The 16,059-nt window shown below is 67.4% G+C and carries 18 protein-coding genes; 4 read left to right on the top strand and 14 right to left on the bottom strand.

The genetic code is table 11. The features are described from left to right. Positions 1-24: 24 nt before the first annotated feature. From KCTC_RS03750 to KCTC_RS03765, 4 genes are all read right to left on the bottom strand, one after another. On the bottom strand, positions 25-606 hold the full coding sequence (locus KCTC_RS03750; protein WP_125566890.1) for a hypothetical protein: 582 nt from the start codon (positions 604-606) through the stop codon (positions 25-27). Between the two features lie 197 nt (positions 607-803). Continuing rightward, positions 804-2,003, bottom strand: a complete 1,200-nt coding sequence (gene moeZ, locus KCTC_RS03755; RefSeq protein WP_125566892.1) for an adenylyltransferase/sulfurtransferase MoeZ — start codon at positions 2,001-2,003, stop codon at positions 804-806. A 106-nt stretch (positions 2,004-2,109) separates the two neighbouring features. Next, positions 2,110-2,967 carry a class F sortase gene (locus KCTC_RS03760; protein ID WP_164512469.1) on the bottom strand — a complete coding sequence of 286 codons (858 nt, stop codon included), beginning with the start codon at positions 2,965-2,967 and terminating at the stop codon, positions 2,110-2,112. A gap of 88 nt (positions 2,968-3,055) precedes the next feature. After that, on the bottom strand, positions 3,056-4,087 hold the full coding sequence (locus KCTC_RS03765) for a hypothetical protein (RefSeq protein ID WP_125566897.1): 1,032 nt from the start codon (positions 4,085-4,087) through the stop codon (positions 3,056-3,058). A 270-nt stretch (positions 4,088-4,357) separates the two neighbouring features. Between KCTC_RS03765 and KCTC_RS03770 the strand changes: the two genes are divergently transcribed. Beyond that, positions 4,358-4,987 (top strand): TetR/AcrR family transcriptional regulator, encoded by a 630-nt coding sequence (locus KCTC_RS03770; protein ID WP_231998822.1) that lies wholly within the window; start codon positions 4,358-4,360, stop codon positions 4,985-4,987. A gap of 50 nt (positions 4,988-5,037) precedes the next feature. Beyond that, complete coding sequence (locus KCTC_RS03775; protein WP_125566899.1) at positions 5,038-5,259, top strand: DUF3107 domain-containing protein; 222 nt, start codon at positions 5,038-5,040, stop codon at positions 5,257-5,259. A 61-nt stretch (positions 5,260-5,320) separates the two neighbouring features. On the opposite strand, the gene KCTC_RS03780 is transcribed toward KCTC_RS03775, so the two are convergent. After that, complete coding sequence (locus KCTC_RS03780) at positions 5,321-6,001, bottom strand: ferritin-like fold-containing protein (protein ID WP_197715241.1); 681 nt, start codon at positions 5,999-6,001, stop codon at positions 5,321-5,323. Positions 6,002-6,162: 161 nt separating this feature from the next. Between KCTC_RS03780 and KCTC_RS03785 the strand changes: the two genes are divergently transcribed. Beyond that, positions 6,163-7,632, top strand: coding sequence for a DEAD/DEAH box helicase (locus tag KCTC_RS03785; RefSeq protein WP_125566903.1), 1,470 nt, complete (start codon positions 6,163-6,165; stop codon positions 7,630-7,632). A 109-nt stretch (positions 7,633-7,741) separates the two neighbouring features. Here KCTC_RS03785 and KCTC_RS03790 read toward each other — a convergent pair whose 3' ends face one another. Beyond that, positions 7,742-8,506, bottom strand: a complete 765-nt coding sequence (locus tag KCTC_RS03790) for a ParA family protein (protein WP_125566905.1) — start codon at positions 8,504-8,506, stop codon at positions 7,742-7,744. A gap of 37 nt (positions 8,507-8,543) precedes the next feature. On the opposite strand from KCTC_RS03790, the gene KCTC_RS03795 reads away from it, so the two are divergent. After that, positions 8,544-9,308, top strand: a complete 765-nt coding sequence (locus KCTC_RS03795; RefSeq protein ID WP_125566907.1) for an SDR family NAD(P)-dependent oxidoreductase — start codon at positions 8,544-8,546, stop codon at positions 9,306-9,308. A 359-nt stretch (positions 9,309-9,667) separates the two neighbouring features. On the opposite strand, the gene KCTC_RS03800 is transcribed toward KCTC_RS03795, so the two are convergent. The 8 genes from KCTC_RS03800 to KCTC_RS03835 are packed head-to-tail and all read right to left on the bottom strand — an operon-like array spanning position 9,668 to position 16,057. Beyond that, positions 9,668-10,267, bottom strand: coding sequence for a MarC family protein (locus KCTC_RS03800; RefSeq protein WP_231998823.1), 600 nt, complete (start codon positions 10,265-10,267; stop codon positions 9,668-9,670). Between the two features lie 13 nt (positions 10,268-10,280). Further along, entirely contained in the window at positions 10,281-11,159 is an 879-nt protein-coding gene (locus KCTC_RS03805; protein WP_125566909.1) for a PHP domain-containing protein, read from the bottom strand. 22 nt (positions 11,160-11,181) lie between these two features. Then, positions 11,182-11,787, bottom strand: a complete 606-nt coding sequence (locus KCTC_RS03810) for a DUF6758 family protein (RefSeq protein ID WP_231998824.1) — start codon at positions 11,785-11,787, stop codon at positions 11,182-11,184. A gap of 60 nt (positions 11,788-11,847) precedes the next feature. Next, complete coding sequence (locus tag KCTC_RS03815) at positions 11,848-12,402, bottom strand: histidine phosphatase family protein (RefSeq protein WP_125566911.1); 555 nt, start codon at positions 12,400-12,402, stop codon at positions 11,848-11,850. Between the two features lie 15 nt (positions 12,403-12,417). Further along, positions 12,418-13,071, bottom strand: coding sequence for an HAD family hydrolase (locus KCTC_RS03820; RefSeq protein WP_125566913.1), 654 nt, complete (start codon positions 13,069-13,071; stop codon positions 12,418-12,420). A 27-nt stretch (positions 13,072-13,098) separates the two neighbouring features. Then, the gene (locus KCTC_RS03825) at positions 13,099-14,178 is read right to left on the bottom strand and encodes an ABC transporter ATP-binding protein (RefSeq protein WP_125566915.1); all 1,080 of its coding nucleotides are present in this window, start codon (positions 14,176-14,178) and stop codon (positions 13,099-13,101) included. Continuing rightward, complete coding sequence (locus KCTC_RS03830; protein WP_125566917.1) at positions 14,178-15,077, bottom strand: ABC transporter permease; 900 nt, start codon at positions 15,075-15,077, stop codon at positions 14,178-14,180. Before KCTC_RS03830 ends, KCTC_RS03825 begins: the two co-directional genes overlap by 1 nt. Continuing rightward, entirely contained in the window at positions 15,062-16,057 is a 996-nt protein-coding gene (locus KCTC_RS03835; protein ID WP_125566919.1) for an ABC transporter permease, read from the bottom strand. The genes KCTC_RS03830 and KCTC_RS03835 overlap by 16 nt, the downstream gene beginning before the upstream one ends. Between the last annotated feature and the right edge of the window lie 2 nt (positions 16,058-16,059).

The raw sequence follows: 16,059 nt of genomic DNA on the forward strand, positions 1-16,059 counted from the left end.
AACGGATCAAGTCGACCGGCAGGTTCAGTCCTCGACCGCGTCCTTCGACTCGTCCCGCATGTGCGGCGTCCCAGTGACGTACTGCCCGATCAGCCCCAGCGCCCGGTGTGGCCGCACGACCTCCGGCACGAACCGGCCCTCCGCGTGGTCCCACCAACGATCGACCCGGCTCATCGTCCTGCGCATCACGTGGCCCATCGGACCGCGATGCGGGAGGTACGGATGCGGCCGCGAGGGAGCGGTCGTCTCGAGGTGTTCCAGACGATCGGTCAGCGCCTGGAAACTGCCCAGATCTGCCGACTCCATCTCGGTCACCATCGCCTCTTCGGCAGCACGCTCGGCGGCCAGCGCCTCGCCCAGTTCGTCCCAGACCACCGTCCAAGAGACGCCGCGCTCGTACGACGAACCGAACTCATGCGCCTTCGCGTGCGCGACCGAGACTCCCAGCCTCCGCGACGCCCGGCGATAGTCGCGTACGGCCTCGCGCGCATGCGCCAGCCGTGCCGCCGGCACGAGCACCTCGTCCACCGCATGCATGTGGGCGCTGGTCCGCGAGAGTAGTCCGTCGATCGCCGGGCTCCCCCGGCGTACCGTCGTCTTGTCCATGGGTACGCTCCGCGCCTGCTCGAGGCGCTCGACCAATCCGTCGTGCGTACGTTTCACCGACTCTGCCAAGCACGTGTTCGCGCTCATTCGCCCATCACCTCGACCCTTGTGGGGTTCTTCCATCGTGCGCCGGCTGCCCGCAGAAAACAACAGGGCCGCCCCACCCGAAGGTGAGAGCGGCCCTGGTGTTGAAGGCGTCAGTAGGACGGCTGCGACGGGTCGATCTGGTTGACCCACGCGACCACGCCACCGCCGACATGGACCGCGTCCGCGTATCCCGCGCCCTTGACGATCGCCAGGCACTCTGCCGAGCGCACGCCCGACTTGCAGTGCAGCACGACCGGCTTGTCCGACGGGATCTGCTCCAGGGCCGACCCGTTGAGGAAGTCGCCCTTGGGGATCAGCACGGCGCCCGGGATGTGGTTGATCTCGGCCTCGGCGGGCTCACGCACGTCGATGAGTACGAAGTCGCGCTCACCGGCTGTGCGCTCGGCCAGCATCTCCTCGAGCTGCTTCACGGAGATCGTCGAGCCGGCAGCCGCCTCGGCTGCCTCGTCCGACACGGCGCCACAGAAGGAGTCGTAGTCGATCAGGTCGGTGACCGTCGGGTTGTCGCCACACAGGACACACTTGGGGTCCTTGCGCATCTTGACCTTGCGGTACTCCATCTCGAGCGCGTCGTAGATCATCAGCTCGCCGACGATCGGTTCGCCCGCGCCGATGAGCATCTTGATCGCCTCGTTGACCTGGATCGAACCGATCGAGGCGCACAGGACACCGAGCACGCCACCCTCGGCGCAGGACGGGACCATGCCCGGCGGCGGCGGCTCCGGGTAGAGGCAGCGGTAGCACGGCGCGTTCTCGACCTGCTTCGGCGCGAACACCGAGGCCTGGCCGTCAAACCGGTAGATCGAGCCCCACACGTACGGGATGCCGAGGAAGTACGCGGCGTCGTTGACCATGTAGCGCGTCGCGAAGTTGTCCGTACCGTCGACGATCAGGTCGTACCCGGAGAAGATCTGCTTCACGTTGTCGTTGTCGAGGCGCTCGTTGTGGACGATCACGTTGACGTACGGGTTGGCCTCGTTGATCGAGTCACGAGCGGACTCGGCCTTCGGGCGACCGATGTCGGACTGGCCGTGGATGATCTGACGCTGCAGGTTCGACTCGTCGACCTCGTCGAACTCCGCGATGCCGAGCGTGCCGACTCCGGCCGCTGCCAAATAGAGCAGCGCAGGCGAGCCGAGGCCACCGGCCCCGATGACGAGGACGCGCGCGTTCTTCAGACGCTTCTGGCCGGCCATGCCGACATCCGGAATGATCAGGTGGCGGCTGTAACGACGCACCTCGTCGATGGTCAGTTCATCTGCCGGCTCGACCAGCGGGGGGATGGACACCTGGACTCCTTCTCAGCACACAACTTCTCAAGCACACACCGCGTCCGACCGTGCTCTGCTGGCAACGCGTACGCCCGGGTGCTTGTTCCCCGCAATCGTCTCGCGATTACGCAGGAACGCCGGTGACGACCGTGTTTTCGAGATAGATGTGCCCGTTCCACCCGGAGCAGGTCACGAGGAGTACGCGGGGCGGCCCGGTCAGCTGGAACAGGCTGGTGGCGTCACGCGACAGCTCCCCGGTCCCGTACTTGTGCAGGCGGACGACGACGTACCGGATCGACCCACGAGTGGTCCTGATCGTGAAGTGGTTGCCGACCTTGAGATACGAGAGGTGGTCGAACGCGCCGCCGCCGAAGTGCACCGTGTGTCCGGTCAGCACGGCCGCGCCCTCCGATGAACCCGGCCGCGGACCTTGCTTCCACCAGCCGATCATCTGCGGGTCGTCGGGCGGCAGCAACTCGCCAGAATCGCCGCTGATCGGCACCACCGTCGAGTCGACCTGCAGCAGCGGAACCTGCAGGGAGACAGGCACGCCGGGCGTACGATCTGGTGCCGGCGGAGTCGAGTCCGCGGGTTCCGTGGTCAGCACCGCGGGGTCCCGGACGACAGCCGGCCCGGCCGGGATGAACAGATGATGCAGCCCCATCCCGACGTCGTGGACGTAGCCACCGAATCCGGGGAGGTACCACGGCACGGCGAGGACCACGCCGACCACCAGCATCAGGACTGCGGCGACCATTCCGGGCTGACGGTCGCGGCGTCGCTTGGGAATGTGCGGTCGCCGCGCTCGACGCCCCGGGATGGGTTCGGTGCGTCGGCGTTCGGTTGAGCGGATGATCGGCTCGGGCGCGACGGACGGTTCCTGGACCGGCTCGTCGGGTGCCTCGAGCACCTCCTCACGGGCATCGCGGGCCCGGGACGCAAGAACAGTGGCAGCGACAGCGACGGTTGCCGTCGCTGCCATTGCCACCGTCCGCTCGCCTCGCGTGGTCCTGGACGTCTGGCTGGAGCCAGGACCACGCGAGACGGAGTTGGACAAGCGGTCCCTCAGATCAACGCTTGGCCGTCCGGCGGATGAGACCCATCGCGCCGAGCATCAACACTGACCCGACACCGGCCAGGCCGAGCCCGAGGGCACGCATCGCCGAACTGCCTGAGGTGGCTGGCGCCACCGACACCAGACCGGAGTGAACGGTCTTCGGGATGACGACCGTGGGGTGCGAGGTCGGGGTCGGAGTGACGACCACCGGCTTCGAGCACGGCGTGGTGAGTGCGGTGAACGTGTGCGACCAGACCGTGGGGTCACCAGCCTTGATCACGTGGAGAGCCGCGTCGATCGGGGTCGCGGTGACGGTTGCCGTACCTCCCGGTCCCACCGATCCGGTGACCGTGTAGAGCACGTTCAGCACACCGAGCTTGTAACTCGTCGCGGCGAGGCCCGTCTTGGTCAGGAAGCCCTGGCCTGCGAGGTTGATCGCTGAGCCACCTTTGGCTGTACACGACGGGTCAGCGAAGGCCGGAGCGATCGTGTCGACCGAGCCCGGCTGGGTGGGCGGCGGGGCACACGTCGGGGTGACGGCGGCCTGCGGAGCAGCACGCAGAAGGGGCGGCGTCGAGGTGGTGCACGTCGGCGTCGGCGTGGGCGTGGGGGTGATGGTCGGCGGCGGCGGCGAGGTGTCCATGCAGCCAGCAGCAGTGATGTTGCCATCCTCCGGGTGGAACACGCCCTTGGAGTCGGTGAACGAGTGGATCCAGTCACGCTTCGGGTCCCCCGCGTTGTGGTGCATGCCCATCCACCAGCCGGCCGACTTCCACGCCTTCCAGTCCTTGGGATCGTCGCGATGCGCCTGGTGCCCCTTGAGCGTTGTCGAGGAAGCGTCCGGGTAGATGGTGACGTACGGATTCGAGTCGGATCCCGTCCGGTGGCACACCAACACTGCGATGTGCCCGCCTGGGCTGGCGTCAGAGCCGCCCTGGGCCACCAGGCTCAACCCGGTGGAAAAAATCAGCAGACCAAGTACGCCGACAGACGCCGCCGCACTGCGACGACTCCCACCCCGTACGGCATTCGAGCGCTTGCTCATTGAGTGCTCCCCTACCTCAGAAAAACGCGAAAACCAGCGTTCGCCGAGTCGAACAAGGTACCGCCGCCCCGAGCGCAGCACTGATGCCATCGTAGATCTCGGCACGACGGCGCTCAGCCAGTCGGAACCAAATGCGCATCCCCTGAATGGGGTAGTCACGAATGGCCATTTATGACCATTTCCCGCTTGCGGATCCTGCCGATCGTCCTGGGCGTCCGCCGTCAGGTGCGGCAACCGGGTGCGGTCTGCCCCGATCAGTAGGATCAACGCATGAGCGCAGACCCCATGCCATCGGCGAAGTACGCCCGCGGCGCACGTCTGCCCCGCTCGGAGCGACGGGCTCAGCTGATGGAGTCAGCCCTCGAGGTCTTCGTCGCCCAGGGCTACCACGCAGCGGCGATGGACGACATCGCTGTCGCCGCCGGCGTCTCGAAGCCGGTGCTCTACCAGCACTTCCCGAGCAAGCTCGACCTCTACGTCGCCCTTCTGGACGTGGGCGTCGAGACGATCATCGAGGGCGTACGCGTCGCACTGACCTCCACCGACGACAACAAGTTGCGCGTGACGGCCACGATGGCCGCCTTCTACGAGTTCGTCGGTAGCGAGGAAGGTGCGTTCCGGCTCGTCTTCGAGTCCGATCTGACTGCGGAGCCCGCCGTACGCGACCGCGTCGACAAGGTCACCCGCGAATGCGCAGCCATGATCGCCACCGTCATTCACGACGACACCGGTCTGCCCGACGAGGCCTCACACCTGCTGGCGGTGTCGCTGGTGGGAATGGGCCAGGTCAGCGCACGGTTCTGGCTCAACGAGGACAGCGCCGTGCCGCAGGCCGACGCCGCTCGGCTGGTCGGCGCCCTCGCATGGCGCGGCATCGGCGGGTACCCCAAGTCGGAGTGAACCTGCTTTCACTCGCCCCGTTTCACACACAAGTAGTAAGAGGAGTCAGCGTGGAGGTCCGCATCGGCGTTCAGTTCGCCGCACGGGAGTTGGTCGTGGAGTCAGCGGAGGACGCTGCGACTGTCGAGGCGCTGATCGCCACGGCAGTGAGCGAGGGTGGCGTCCTGACCCTCGCCGACATCAAGGGCAAGAAGGTCATCGTGCCGGCAGAGAAGATCGCCTACATCGAGATCGGTACGCCCGTACTCGGTACGGTTGGCTTCCGCAGCTGACCATCCCCATCAGATGAAAAGGGCACCCCTCAGGGTGCCCTTTTCTCGTGCTCGACGGGTCTCAGTGCTCGAGGCCGAGGCGGCTCATCCGCTCGACGTGTCGAGCCGTGATCCGCTCGAACATGGCACTCAGGCCCGCGAAGTCGAGTCCGGCGAAGGTCGACTCACCCGACAGGATCCCGGTGAGCGAGTCGCGGGAGGCAGACACCCGCTGGGTCGCGATCAACGCCTCGCCCATCAGGCGACGGCCCCACAGCGCGAGACGACCGGCCAGGATCGGGTCCGCAGCGATGCCCTTGTTGGCGGCCGCCAGTGCGAAGTCGGCCTGACCCTGGTCCTCCAGGGTCGAGACGACCAGAGTGCGGGTCTCCTCGTCGAGGAACCCGGCGATCTCCCGGTAGAAGTCCTCCGTCAGACCTTCCCCGACGTACGCCTTGATGAGGGACTCCCACCAGTCGTCGGGGGCGGTGCGGTCATGGAACTCGTCGATCCCGTCCTTGAACTCACCCATGGCTGCAAACGGGTCGACGCCGAGCGCGACCAGCCGCTGGCGTACAGGCTCGATCTTGGCGAACTGGGCGCTGGCGACGCCCAGAAGCGCCACCTTGTCCTCCAGGGTCGGCGCCATCTTCGCGTCCTCGGTCATCCGCTCGAACGCGCTGATCTCGCCATACCCGATGGCACTGAGCAAGTCGATGATGGCGGCCTTGTAGATCGGGTCGTCGTACGGCGATGCGGTCACGCTCACACCCTAGCGATACGATCGCGAACGTCGGAACGGTTGCGGTAGTCAACGCACAAGCGGACCGCACCACGATGGATGGTGCGACTGGCCCCGACACAGAGACCGCGGTGTCTCCTGCCTCTGACGAGCCTGGCGCCGCATGAGGAAAGCGATTCACCATGACCACGTTCCGTGACCTGGGCGTCCTGCCCGAAATCTGCGACGCACTCGAACGCAAAGGCATCGTCGAGCCGTTCGCCATCCAGGAGATGACCCTGTCGGTCGCCCTTGGCGGCACCGACCTGATCGGCCAGGCGCGTACCGGCACCGGCAAGACCCTCGCGTTCGGCATTCCGGTCGTGCAGCGCACGGTGTCTCCGAAGGATCGCGACTACGCGGAGATCCCGCAGGGCAAGCCGCAGGCTCTCATCATTGCCCCGACCCGCGAGCTCGCACTCCAGGTCTCCGGCGACATCAGCCTCGCCGCGGAGGACCGCGGCATCCGCGTCCTGACCATCTACGGCGGCGTCGGCTTCGACATCCAGACCGAGGCGTTGGCGACCGGTGTCGAGATCGTCGTCGGTACGCCGGGCCGCCTGCTCGACCTGGCCAACCGCAAGATCCTCGACCTCTCCCACGTGCACGCCCTCGTGCTCGACGAGGCTGACGAGATGCTCGACCTCGGCTTCCTCGAGGACATCCAGAAGCTGGTCCGGCTCACCCCGGAGACCCGCCAGACGATGCTCTTCTCGGCCACGATGCCGGGTCCGATCGTGGCGCTGGCGCGTTCGTACATGCGTACGCCGATGAACATCCGCGCCGAGTCCTCGTACGACCAGCAGACGGTGCCGGCGACGACCCAGTACGTCTACCAGGCCCACGACCTCGACAAGCCGGAGATGATCGGCCGCCTGCTCCAGGGGCCGAACGTCGACAAGGTCGTCGTGTTCTCGCGGACCAAGCGTCAGGCGCAGCGCGTCGCCGACGACCTGACCGAGCGCGGCTTCAACGCCTCGCCGTTGCACGGCGACATGGCGCAGGTGGCCCGCGAGAAGGCGATGCAGCGCTTCCGCGACGGCAAGGTCGACATCCTGGTCTGCACCGATGTCGCTGCCCGCGGCATCGACGTCAGCGGCGTCAGCCACGTCATCAACTACACGACTCCGGACGACCACAAGACCTACGTCCACCGCATCGGTCGTACCGGCCGCGCGGGCGCCTCGGGCATCGCGGTCACGCTGGTCGACTGGGCCGATCTGCACAAGTGGAAGCTCATCAACAAGGAACTGGACCTGCCGTTCCACGAGCTCGTCGAGACCTACTCGGGCTCCGACAACTTCCTGCACGACATGGGTATTCCGCGCGGCACCAAGGGCCGGATCAAGCCCGCCGCGCCGCCAGCCCCGAAGGCCGACCGCCCCGCGAACCGCGAGGGTGGCTCAAGCGCGCCGCGTACGAACAACCGCGACCGGAGTCGTACGCGCTCGCGCGGCGGCGAAGTGGTCGCGGGTGAGACCGGGTCGGCTCCCAAGGCTGAGACCACTGGGCCAGCAGCAGAGGGCGACGCCGCCCCGCGTACGGCCAACCGGAACCGCAACCGCCGTCGTCGCCGCCCCTCGGGCAGTGGCGAGGCTGCCGCTGCCGAGTAGTCGGAGTCGCAGGGGCCGCTTCGGCCCCGCTTCCGACGCCCGACACGCTGACCCGTCGGCGAGTCGCTCCGTCATGGTCGTTCAAAAGGCCCGAGCGCTTCGTTCGCGGCTACTTGAGCATCGAGCGCAGGACGAGGTTGTCCGCGGCCTGACGGTACGCCTCGGCACCCTTGCTGGTGCGCGCGTGCGACATGATCGAACGCCCCGCGGCAGGAGCCTCGGCGAACTTGATCGTCTTGGGGATCGGCGGCTGGATGACGTCCAGCTTGTACGTCTCCGAGATCGTGTCGAGCACAACTCGGGAGTGATTCGTCCGGCCGTCGTAGAGGGTCGGCAGCACGCCCCACACCTGAAGCTTGCGGTTGGTGAAGCGGCGGACGTCATGGACCGTGTCGAGCAACTGGCCGACACCACGGTGCGACAACGTCTCGCACTGAAGCGGGATCAGGACCCCGCGCGCGGCGGTCAGGGCCGCAACGGTCAACACGCCGAGGGACGGCGGGCAGTCCAGGAGGATCCAGTCATAACCCTTGACATCCTCCAACGCCGCCTTGAGCACCTGCTCGCGACCGGTCCGGGTGAGGAGTTCGGCCTCGGCGCGAGCGAGTTCGATCGTCGCCGGCAGGAGGTCGACCCCGTCCTCGGTGGTGACGATGACCTCCTCCGCCTCGGCCGCTCCGGTGAGCACCTGATGCACGCTCACCTCGAGGTCCTCGGGATCGACTCCCAGGGAGAAGGTGAGGCAGGCTTGCGGGTCGAGATCGACCAGCAGCACCTTGTGGCCGAGCTCGGCCAGGGCGACCCCCAGCGAGGCTACGGACGTCGTCTTCGCGACGCCGCCCTTCTGGTTCGCGACGGCAAGGGTGGTGGTCATCGCGCCCATCATGCCAGCGAGTGGTTGACTCGTCCTCATGTCTCAGACTGCACTCGTGACCGGCGCAACCGCCGGCATCGGACTCGCCTTCGCCCAGCAGCTCGCCGACCAGCGATACGACCTTGTACTGGTCGCCCGCGATGCTGTCCGCCTGGAGGAAACCGCGGCCGAGCTGCGTACGCGCGGCGTCCAGGTCGAGGTCCTCGTGGCCGACCTCAACAAGCGCAAGGAACTCGCGAAGGTCGAGGCGCGCGTCGCATCCAAGGACACCCCGATCGACCTGCTGGTCAACAACGCCGGCTACGGCCTGAAGTACCGGTTCATCGAGAACAGCACCGACGATGAGGAAGGCATGCTCAACGTCCTTGTGACTGCGGTCATGCGGCTCTCCCACGCCGCGATCGTGGCGATGAACGAGCGCGGCAGCGGCGGCATCATCAACGTCTCCTCGGTCGCCGGCTTCCTCCCCCGGGGGACGTACAGCGCCGCCAAGGCGTACGTGAACTCCTTCACGGAATGGGCGCACCATGAGTACGCACCTGCGGGCATCACCGTGATGGCACTGTGCCCCGGCTTCACCCGGACGGAGTTCCACGGTCGCATGGGCGTGAGCCAGTCTTCCGCCCCGGACTGGTTGTGGCTGGACGTGAACGACCTGGTCGCGACGGCGCTCAAGGACTTCGCGAAGGGCAAGGCGTTCTCCATCCCGTCGCCGCAGTACAAGGCCATCGTCGGGATCTCCAAGGCCGTGCCGAAGCCGATCCTCCAGCGCTTCCAGAAGCTCGGCCGGGCCGCGAAGTAGCCGCCGAAACCCGGCATCCGTCATGCCGAAACCCGACATCTGGCACCCCGAGACCCGGCATCCGTCATGCCGAAACCCGACATCTGGCGGTCTCAGGTCGCGGGGCCACTGCGAAGGAGCCTCGGATGGCAGACACGTCGACGAGGGAGCGAAGCGCCGAGAAGCGCCTGGATCGCCCGCCGCGACGAGCAGTGTCTCCGCCACCTGAGACCGCCACGTCTCGGCATGACCGTTGCCACGTCTCGGCCTGACGGACGCCGGGTCTCGGCCTGACGGACGCCGGGTCTCGGCCTGACGGACGCCGGGTCTCGGCCTGACGGATGCCGGGTCTCGGCCTGACGGATGCCGGGTCTCGGCAGTCAGGCCTTGATGAAGGCTCGGATCGAGTTGGCGAGCATCTGCACGGCGATCGCCGACAGGAGTACGCCCGAGATCTTGGTGACCAGCAGGACGCCGGACTCACGCAACAAACGCAGGATCGGCAGCGAGAAACGCATCGCGAGCCACACCACCAGATGCACCCCGAGGATGCCGACCGCGACGGCGAGACCATCGCCGACACCGCCGACCCGGCGGGTGAACAGCATCGTGGCGACGATCGCTCCGGGGCCGGCCATCAGCGGCGTGCCCAGAGGTACGAGGGCGACGTTGGCGTCGCCGGTGGCGTTGATGCCACCACCGTCTCCGGTGAGCAGTTCCAGCGCGACGATCAACAGCAGCAGTCCGCCGGCGGCCTGCATTGCCGGGAGCGTGATGCCCAGATAGTCCAGGATCGCCTGACCGAAGAGTGCGAACAGCACGATCACGCCGAGCGACACACTGACCGCCTGCCAGGCGGCTGTCCGCGCTGCGGCACGGGTCCGCCCGCTGACCAGCGACAGGAAGATCGGAACGGTGCCGATCGGGTCCATGATCACCAGCAGGGTGACGAAGACCTCGACGGCCAGTGTGGTGTTCACAGCAGGACCGCGTTCACGGTCGTACGACCTCGGGCACGACCCGTCCGCTCCGGGCGGCGGCCGCCGCTGCCCGCTCCAGCAGGGCCTCGAAAGCCTCGGGGGCGGTGGTGTTCACGCCGAGGTCGTGATCGACCTTGCCGGTGCCGTGATAGTCGCTCGAGCCGGTGACGATGAGGCCGTGGGCCTCAGCCATCGCTCGCAACAGCGCACGCGTCGGTCCGTCGTGGTCCTGATGGTCAACCTCGATCCCCGACAGGCCCGCCTCGATCAGTGCCGGCAGGTCGGACTCCGTGATCCGAGCAGTCTCGGAGCGACCCCAGGGGTGCGCGATCACGGTCGCTCCGCCGGCGGCGTCGATGAGCCTGATCGTGTCGTGCAGATCGGCCGCGTAGCGGCCCACATAGCCGGGAGCACCGCTGGCCAGATACCGGTCGAACGCCTCCTTGCGGTCGCGTACGACGCCCTTGCGCACCAGGGCGTCGGCCACGTGCGGTCGGCCCGAGGCCGTCGCGTCGCCGGACTCGGCATGCACGTCCGCCTCGGTGAGATCGATCCCCAAACTCCGGAGCTTGTCGACCATCAGCGGCAAACGGTTGTCGCGACCGCCGAGGATGCGCGCGAGTTCGTCCTGCAGCGGCTCGTACGTCGCATCCGGAAGATACGCGAGCAGGTGTACGCCGCCGCCGCTGAAGCGCGTACTGATCTCCATGCCGCGGACCAGAGTGATGCCGACCTCGCGGGCGGCCGCCTCGGCTTCGTCCCAACCGTCCGCCGTGTCGTGATCGGTGAGCGCAACGACGTCGAGGCCCGTGGCCTTGGCCGCCCGTACGAGTTCAGCCGGCGAATCCGTGCCGTCGCTCACGCGGGAGTGGGTGTGCAGGTCGACGCGCATGTCCAGAAGGCTATCGGCCCGGTCACCACGCGCCAGCGGGACCGCCGAACGGCAACTCGACCAGCGACATCCCCAACGCAGAAACGTCGCGCAGGTGCCACTCGCGTCCCATTAGCAGCAACGCGGACGCGGGCCGCAGGATCAACCACAACCATCGCCCACCGTGCTCACCGACGAGGACGGTACGGTCCAGTTCGGTGCCTCCGGTGTCGAGGGCCCACAACGAGATCGCCTGGCTCGCAATGCGTACGCGGGCGTGCGCCGGTGCGTACGCGAGGTCATCTGCAGGATCCGGAGTCCCTGCGACCCGCGCACCCAGACCCGTCCCCGGTCGCTCGATGACCAGCGTCACGTCGACCTCGCCGCCGTCACTCGGCCCGCGGACCGCGGTGAGGGTTGCTGCGTCCGGCACCACCGCGAAGTCCCCGACATTCCACGCCGTCCCGAGCGGCCATGGCAACAGGGTCGGCATGTCGCCGGCGAGCTCGAGGTGGTCGACGAAGCCGTCATAGGTGGCGGACTCGGTGCGCCACACCGGGGCGAGGACGCCGTGCTCGGGGCAGGACACCTCCCGGCCGACCTGCGCGACCGGGGTGGGGCAGCGCGGGCAACCGGGTGTGAGGGGCACTCCCCCATGGTCCCGCGCCGGGCTCGGACACGTCTAGGTCGGAGAAGACACGGCTTGCCGTCAGGCGTTCCAGCGCTCGATGACCGGTGCGCCGCGGTCGTCGCCCAGCACTGAGACCGTGGCGGTGTCGAGCTGGAAGTTGCGTCCCAAGGCCACCGGCTGGTCGATCCAGCGCGCCGCCAGTGCCCTCGAGATGTGACCGTGCGCGAACACCAGGACATCGCCGTCGACACCGCGTACGCGGGCCATCAGTCGATCGAGTCGAGCTGTGATCTCGGCTGGGGTCTCACCGTCCGGCGTCGGTCCGTCCCAGACGGTCCAGTGCGGGTCGCGCTCGAGGATCTCGTCACGGGTGAGGCCTTCGTACACGCCGTAGTCCCACTCACGCAGGTCCTCATCGACCTCCGCGTCCGGGAAGCCTGCGAGCTGCGCGGTGCGACGTGCCCGCTGCCGCGGCGAGGTGAGGACGAGGGCGAAGTCCTGGCCTTCGAAGAACCCGCCGAGGTCCGCAGCCTCCTCCTCGCCGTCCGGGAGCAGTGGGATCTCGGTACGCGACGTGTGCTGACCGCTCAGACTCCACTCGGTGGCGCCATGGCGAACGACGAAGAGGCTCATGCGATGACCGTAACGTCAGACTGCTCGTGGCCCGAGGACAGCAGCCAGGACATGCATGTCGATGCCGCGTAGCGACGGCGCCACGGTGCGACGGTGGGCCAACGCGATCGGTACGGCTGACGGGACCGCGAGCACCGCACAGCCGGCCGCTTCGGCGGCAGCGACGCCGAGTGGGGTGTCCTCGACGGCGACGCAGTGCCGCGGATCAACACCGAGGAGCGCCGCTGCGGCCAGGTACGGATCGGGCGCCGGCTTGGACGCCGCGGCCTCCCCTTCGGCGATGCTGCAGGTGAAGAACTCGCGGCCAAGAGCGTCCATGACCATGTCGACGACCCGCCGCTCCGACGCCGACACGATCGCAGTCGGTACGCCGGCCCGCGCCAACTCCCTCAACAGACCGCGTACGCCCGGGAGCGGAGTGATCTCGCGAGCAACGCACTCGGTGAAGCCATCGTCCAGATCCCGGGTGAGGTCCTCCAACGTGCCCGTCGCGCCGGTGGCATGAAGGTACCCGGCCGTGTGTGCGATCGGCCGTCCGAGCACATGCTGCAGATCGTCCTCGGCGAGCGGCCGTTCGGCCTGCGTCGCCACCGTGCGGGCGACCTCGAGCCACAGGTGCTCGGTGTCGACCAACGTCCCATCCATGTCGAACAGCACCGCTGCTGGCATGTCCCCCACCCCGGTCTGCCTTTCGTTCTACTGCGCCAGCAGGACGGGTCGATCGGCGAGCATCAGCGTCACCGGCGACCCCATCGGCAGGTCGGCCGCCTGGTGAACGGTCACGTCGGCGCGTATCGGCGGCTCACCGTCCCGGCTCACCAGGAGCCGGGTGGTGGCGCCGCGGAAGTTGCTTCCAACAACGGTCCAGTCACCGCCGGCGCGTACGGTCACGGCCTCCGGCCGCACCAGTACCTTGACCGGGTCGCCGACCGCCCGGGCGGCGCCGTCGATCTGCAACCGTTGGCCCAGGACGCGTACGAACCCGCCGTCCTCGGCGACGCCGGAGATGTGGTTCATGGTACCGACGAACTCGGCCACGAAGACCGTGGCGGGCCTGGCGTACAACTCCGCAGGCGTCGCGCACTGCTCGAGACGCCCGGCGTTCATGACGGCGACGCGATCGGCCATCGACAGCGCCTCCTCCTGGTCGTGGGTGACGATCACCGTCGTCACGCCGACCTCGGTCTGGATCCGGCGGATCTCATCGCGCAACTGCTCACGGACCTTCGCGTCCAGGGCTGACAGCGGCTCGTCGAGCAGGAGTACGCGGGGCTGGATCGCCAAGGCCCTCGCCAGAGCGACGCGCTGTTGCTGGCCGCCCGACAGCTGGTGCGGGTACTTGTCCGTGTGGGCGCCCAGACCGACCAGTTCGAGCAACTCGCCTGCTGTCTGGCGGCGCTTGGTCGCTGGCTGCTTGCGGAGTTGGAGACCGAAGGCGACGTTGTCGCGTGCGGTCATCGTCGGGAACAGCGAGTAGGACTGGAACACCATCCCCATGTCCCGCTTGTTCACCGGGATCCGGGTGACATCTCCCCCGCCGACGAGCACCGACCCCGTCGTGGGGTTGTCGAAGCCGGCGAGGATCCGCAGCGCGGTGGTCTTGCCGCAGCCCGAAGGACCTAGCAGCGCCAACAACTCCCCGGGCTTGATCTCAAGCGTGAACCCGGCGAGTGCCGTGGTCTTGCCGAAGACGCGGGTGACATCGACGAACTCCACCGACGTACTGGCAGTTGCCACCGTGTTGCCGGGCCTGGTCTCGGTCAGATCCTGTGCCATCACGCGCCGTCCTTGAGGTGCTGGGAGGTGAAGAGAGCAAGAGCCCTCGTACGAAGCAACGACTGCCCGGTCCTCTGCCGGCCGAAGGCCGTGATGACGAGCAGGATGACCCACACGATCATCAACGATTCGATCGACAGCGCCGTGGAGAGCTGCCCGTCCGTCTGGCCGTACTGCAGGATCCACGGCGTGAACGTGACGAAGTTCAAGATGCTCGCCACCGTGAACTCGCCGAACGCCAGGGCAAAGGCCAGGAACGCGGAGTTGAGGATGGAGGTACGCAGCGCTGGCACAGCGATCCTCAGCAGCACCGTCAGCCAACCGGCACCCAGACTGCGAGCAGCCTCGACCAAGGCGGTGATGTTGCTGGTCTTGAGACCTGCGTCCAATGCCCGGTAGGTGAACGGAAGCGCCATCACCATGTAGGCGAACACGAGGATCACCGGCACCGAGCCGATGCCGGGGAACGAACTCAACTGCAACCAGTTCATGAAGGACTGGAACGGCGTGCCCGCGAGAGAGTTGGGCCCCCACTGAAGGACCGTCGAGATGCCGACGACGAGGACGACCGGCGGTACGACCAGAGGAAGCAGGCAAGCGAAGTCGACCGCCTTGCGCATCCTCGGCATCCTGAGATGCAACAGCAACGCCGTCGGCACCATCAGCACCAGGGTGAAGACCACGGTGAACACGGACAGGTACACCGAGAGCATGAACGACTGCGTGAAGTTCGGCATGTGGAACATGCGGGTGAAGACGCTGAGGTCGAACCCGTTCTGGTCGTTGTAGATCGCGTACCAGAGCGCCGCGAACATCGGCAGCAGGAAGTAGACCCCCGCAGCACCGAGGATGGCCCAGCGCGCGTACTGCGCGCGTCGGGCGGTCACTTGTCCAGCCATTTCGCCGTCCTCCGCTCCATGAGTTGGTAGACCACGGTCAGCGGAATGACGACGAGCACCATGATGAGGGCGAGCGCTGCGGCGATGTGCTGGGTGTCGGGACCGGCCAGGACGTTGCCGGACAACTCGTTCTTGATCTGCAGCGGAGTGAGGACCAGAGTCCCTGCCGTGAGCGCGGCCGCGGTGGCGTACGCGGAGAACGCGGAGCAGAAGAGCAGCGCAACCGAGCCGATGAACGAGGGGAACAGGACCGGGCCGGCGACGTAGCGCCAGTAGTGCCACGTCTTGGCGCCCAGACTCTCAGCTGCTTCCTGCCACTGCGGTCGCAGACCTTCGATCGCGGGGGCGATCACCAGCACCATCAACGGCACCATGAAGTAGAGATAGACCAGCTCGACGCCGTGCACCGAGTACAGGTCGAAGTTCAGGTTGATCCCGATCCCGTGCAACCAGTGCGTGAGCATGCCACCACTGCTGTCGAGCGTCGCGATGAAGAGAAATGCCAGCGGCACGCCGCCGAAGTTGGCCAGGACGGCGGAAGCGCTCAGGACCAGCTGCTTGAACCAACCGGAGCCCGACACCACGGCCCAGGCGAGGACGACTCCGGCAATGGCCGCGATGATCGCTGTCACCGCAGACAGCTCCAACGAGTTCATCAGACCGTCGTGGAAGGCGCCGTGCAGAGCCTGGTCGACATAGTGGAGCGTGAAGCCCGCCGACTGTCCGGGTACGCCGGGAACTGCAGGCGACGGGGTGCATCCCAGGATGCCGCCGCATGTCGTGGCCGGGATCGCCGGCGTCCCCTTGATCGCGTCCTGGCGGAAGGCGAGCCAGAGCAACGCGCCGGTCGGCAGGATGAAGAAGACGGCGTAGATGGCCCAGAACGGAACCGTACCGAGCCACGGGCCGCCGACACTTCGGAGCAGCTGTCGGGGAGCGACCGATGACGGCCGCTCCCCGACAGCGTGAGTGATCGCCACAG

The organism is Nocardioides baekrokdamisoli, from assembly GCF_003945325.1.
Taxonomy (GTDB): domain Bacteria; phylum Actinomycetota; class Actinomycetes; order Propionibacteriales; family Nocardioidaceae; genus Nocardioides; species Nocardioides baekrokdamisoli.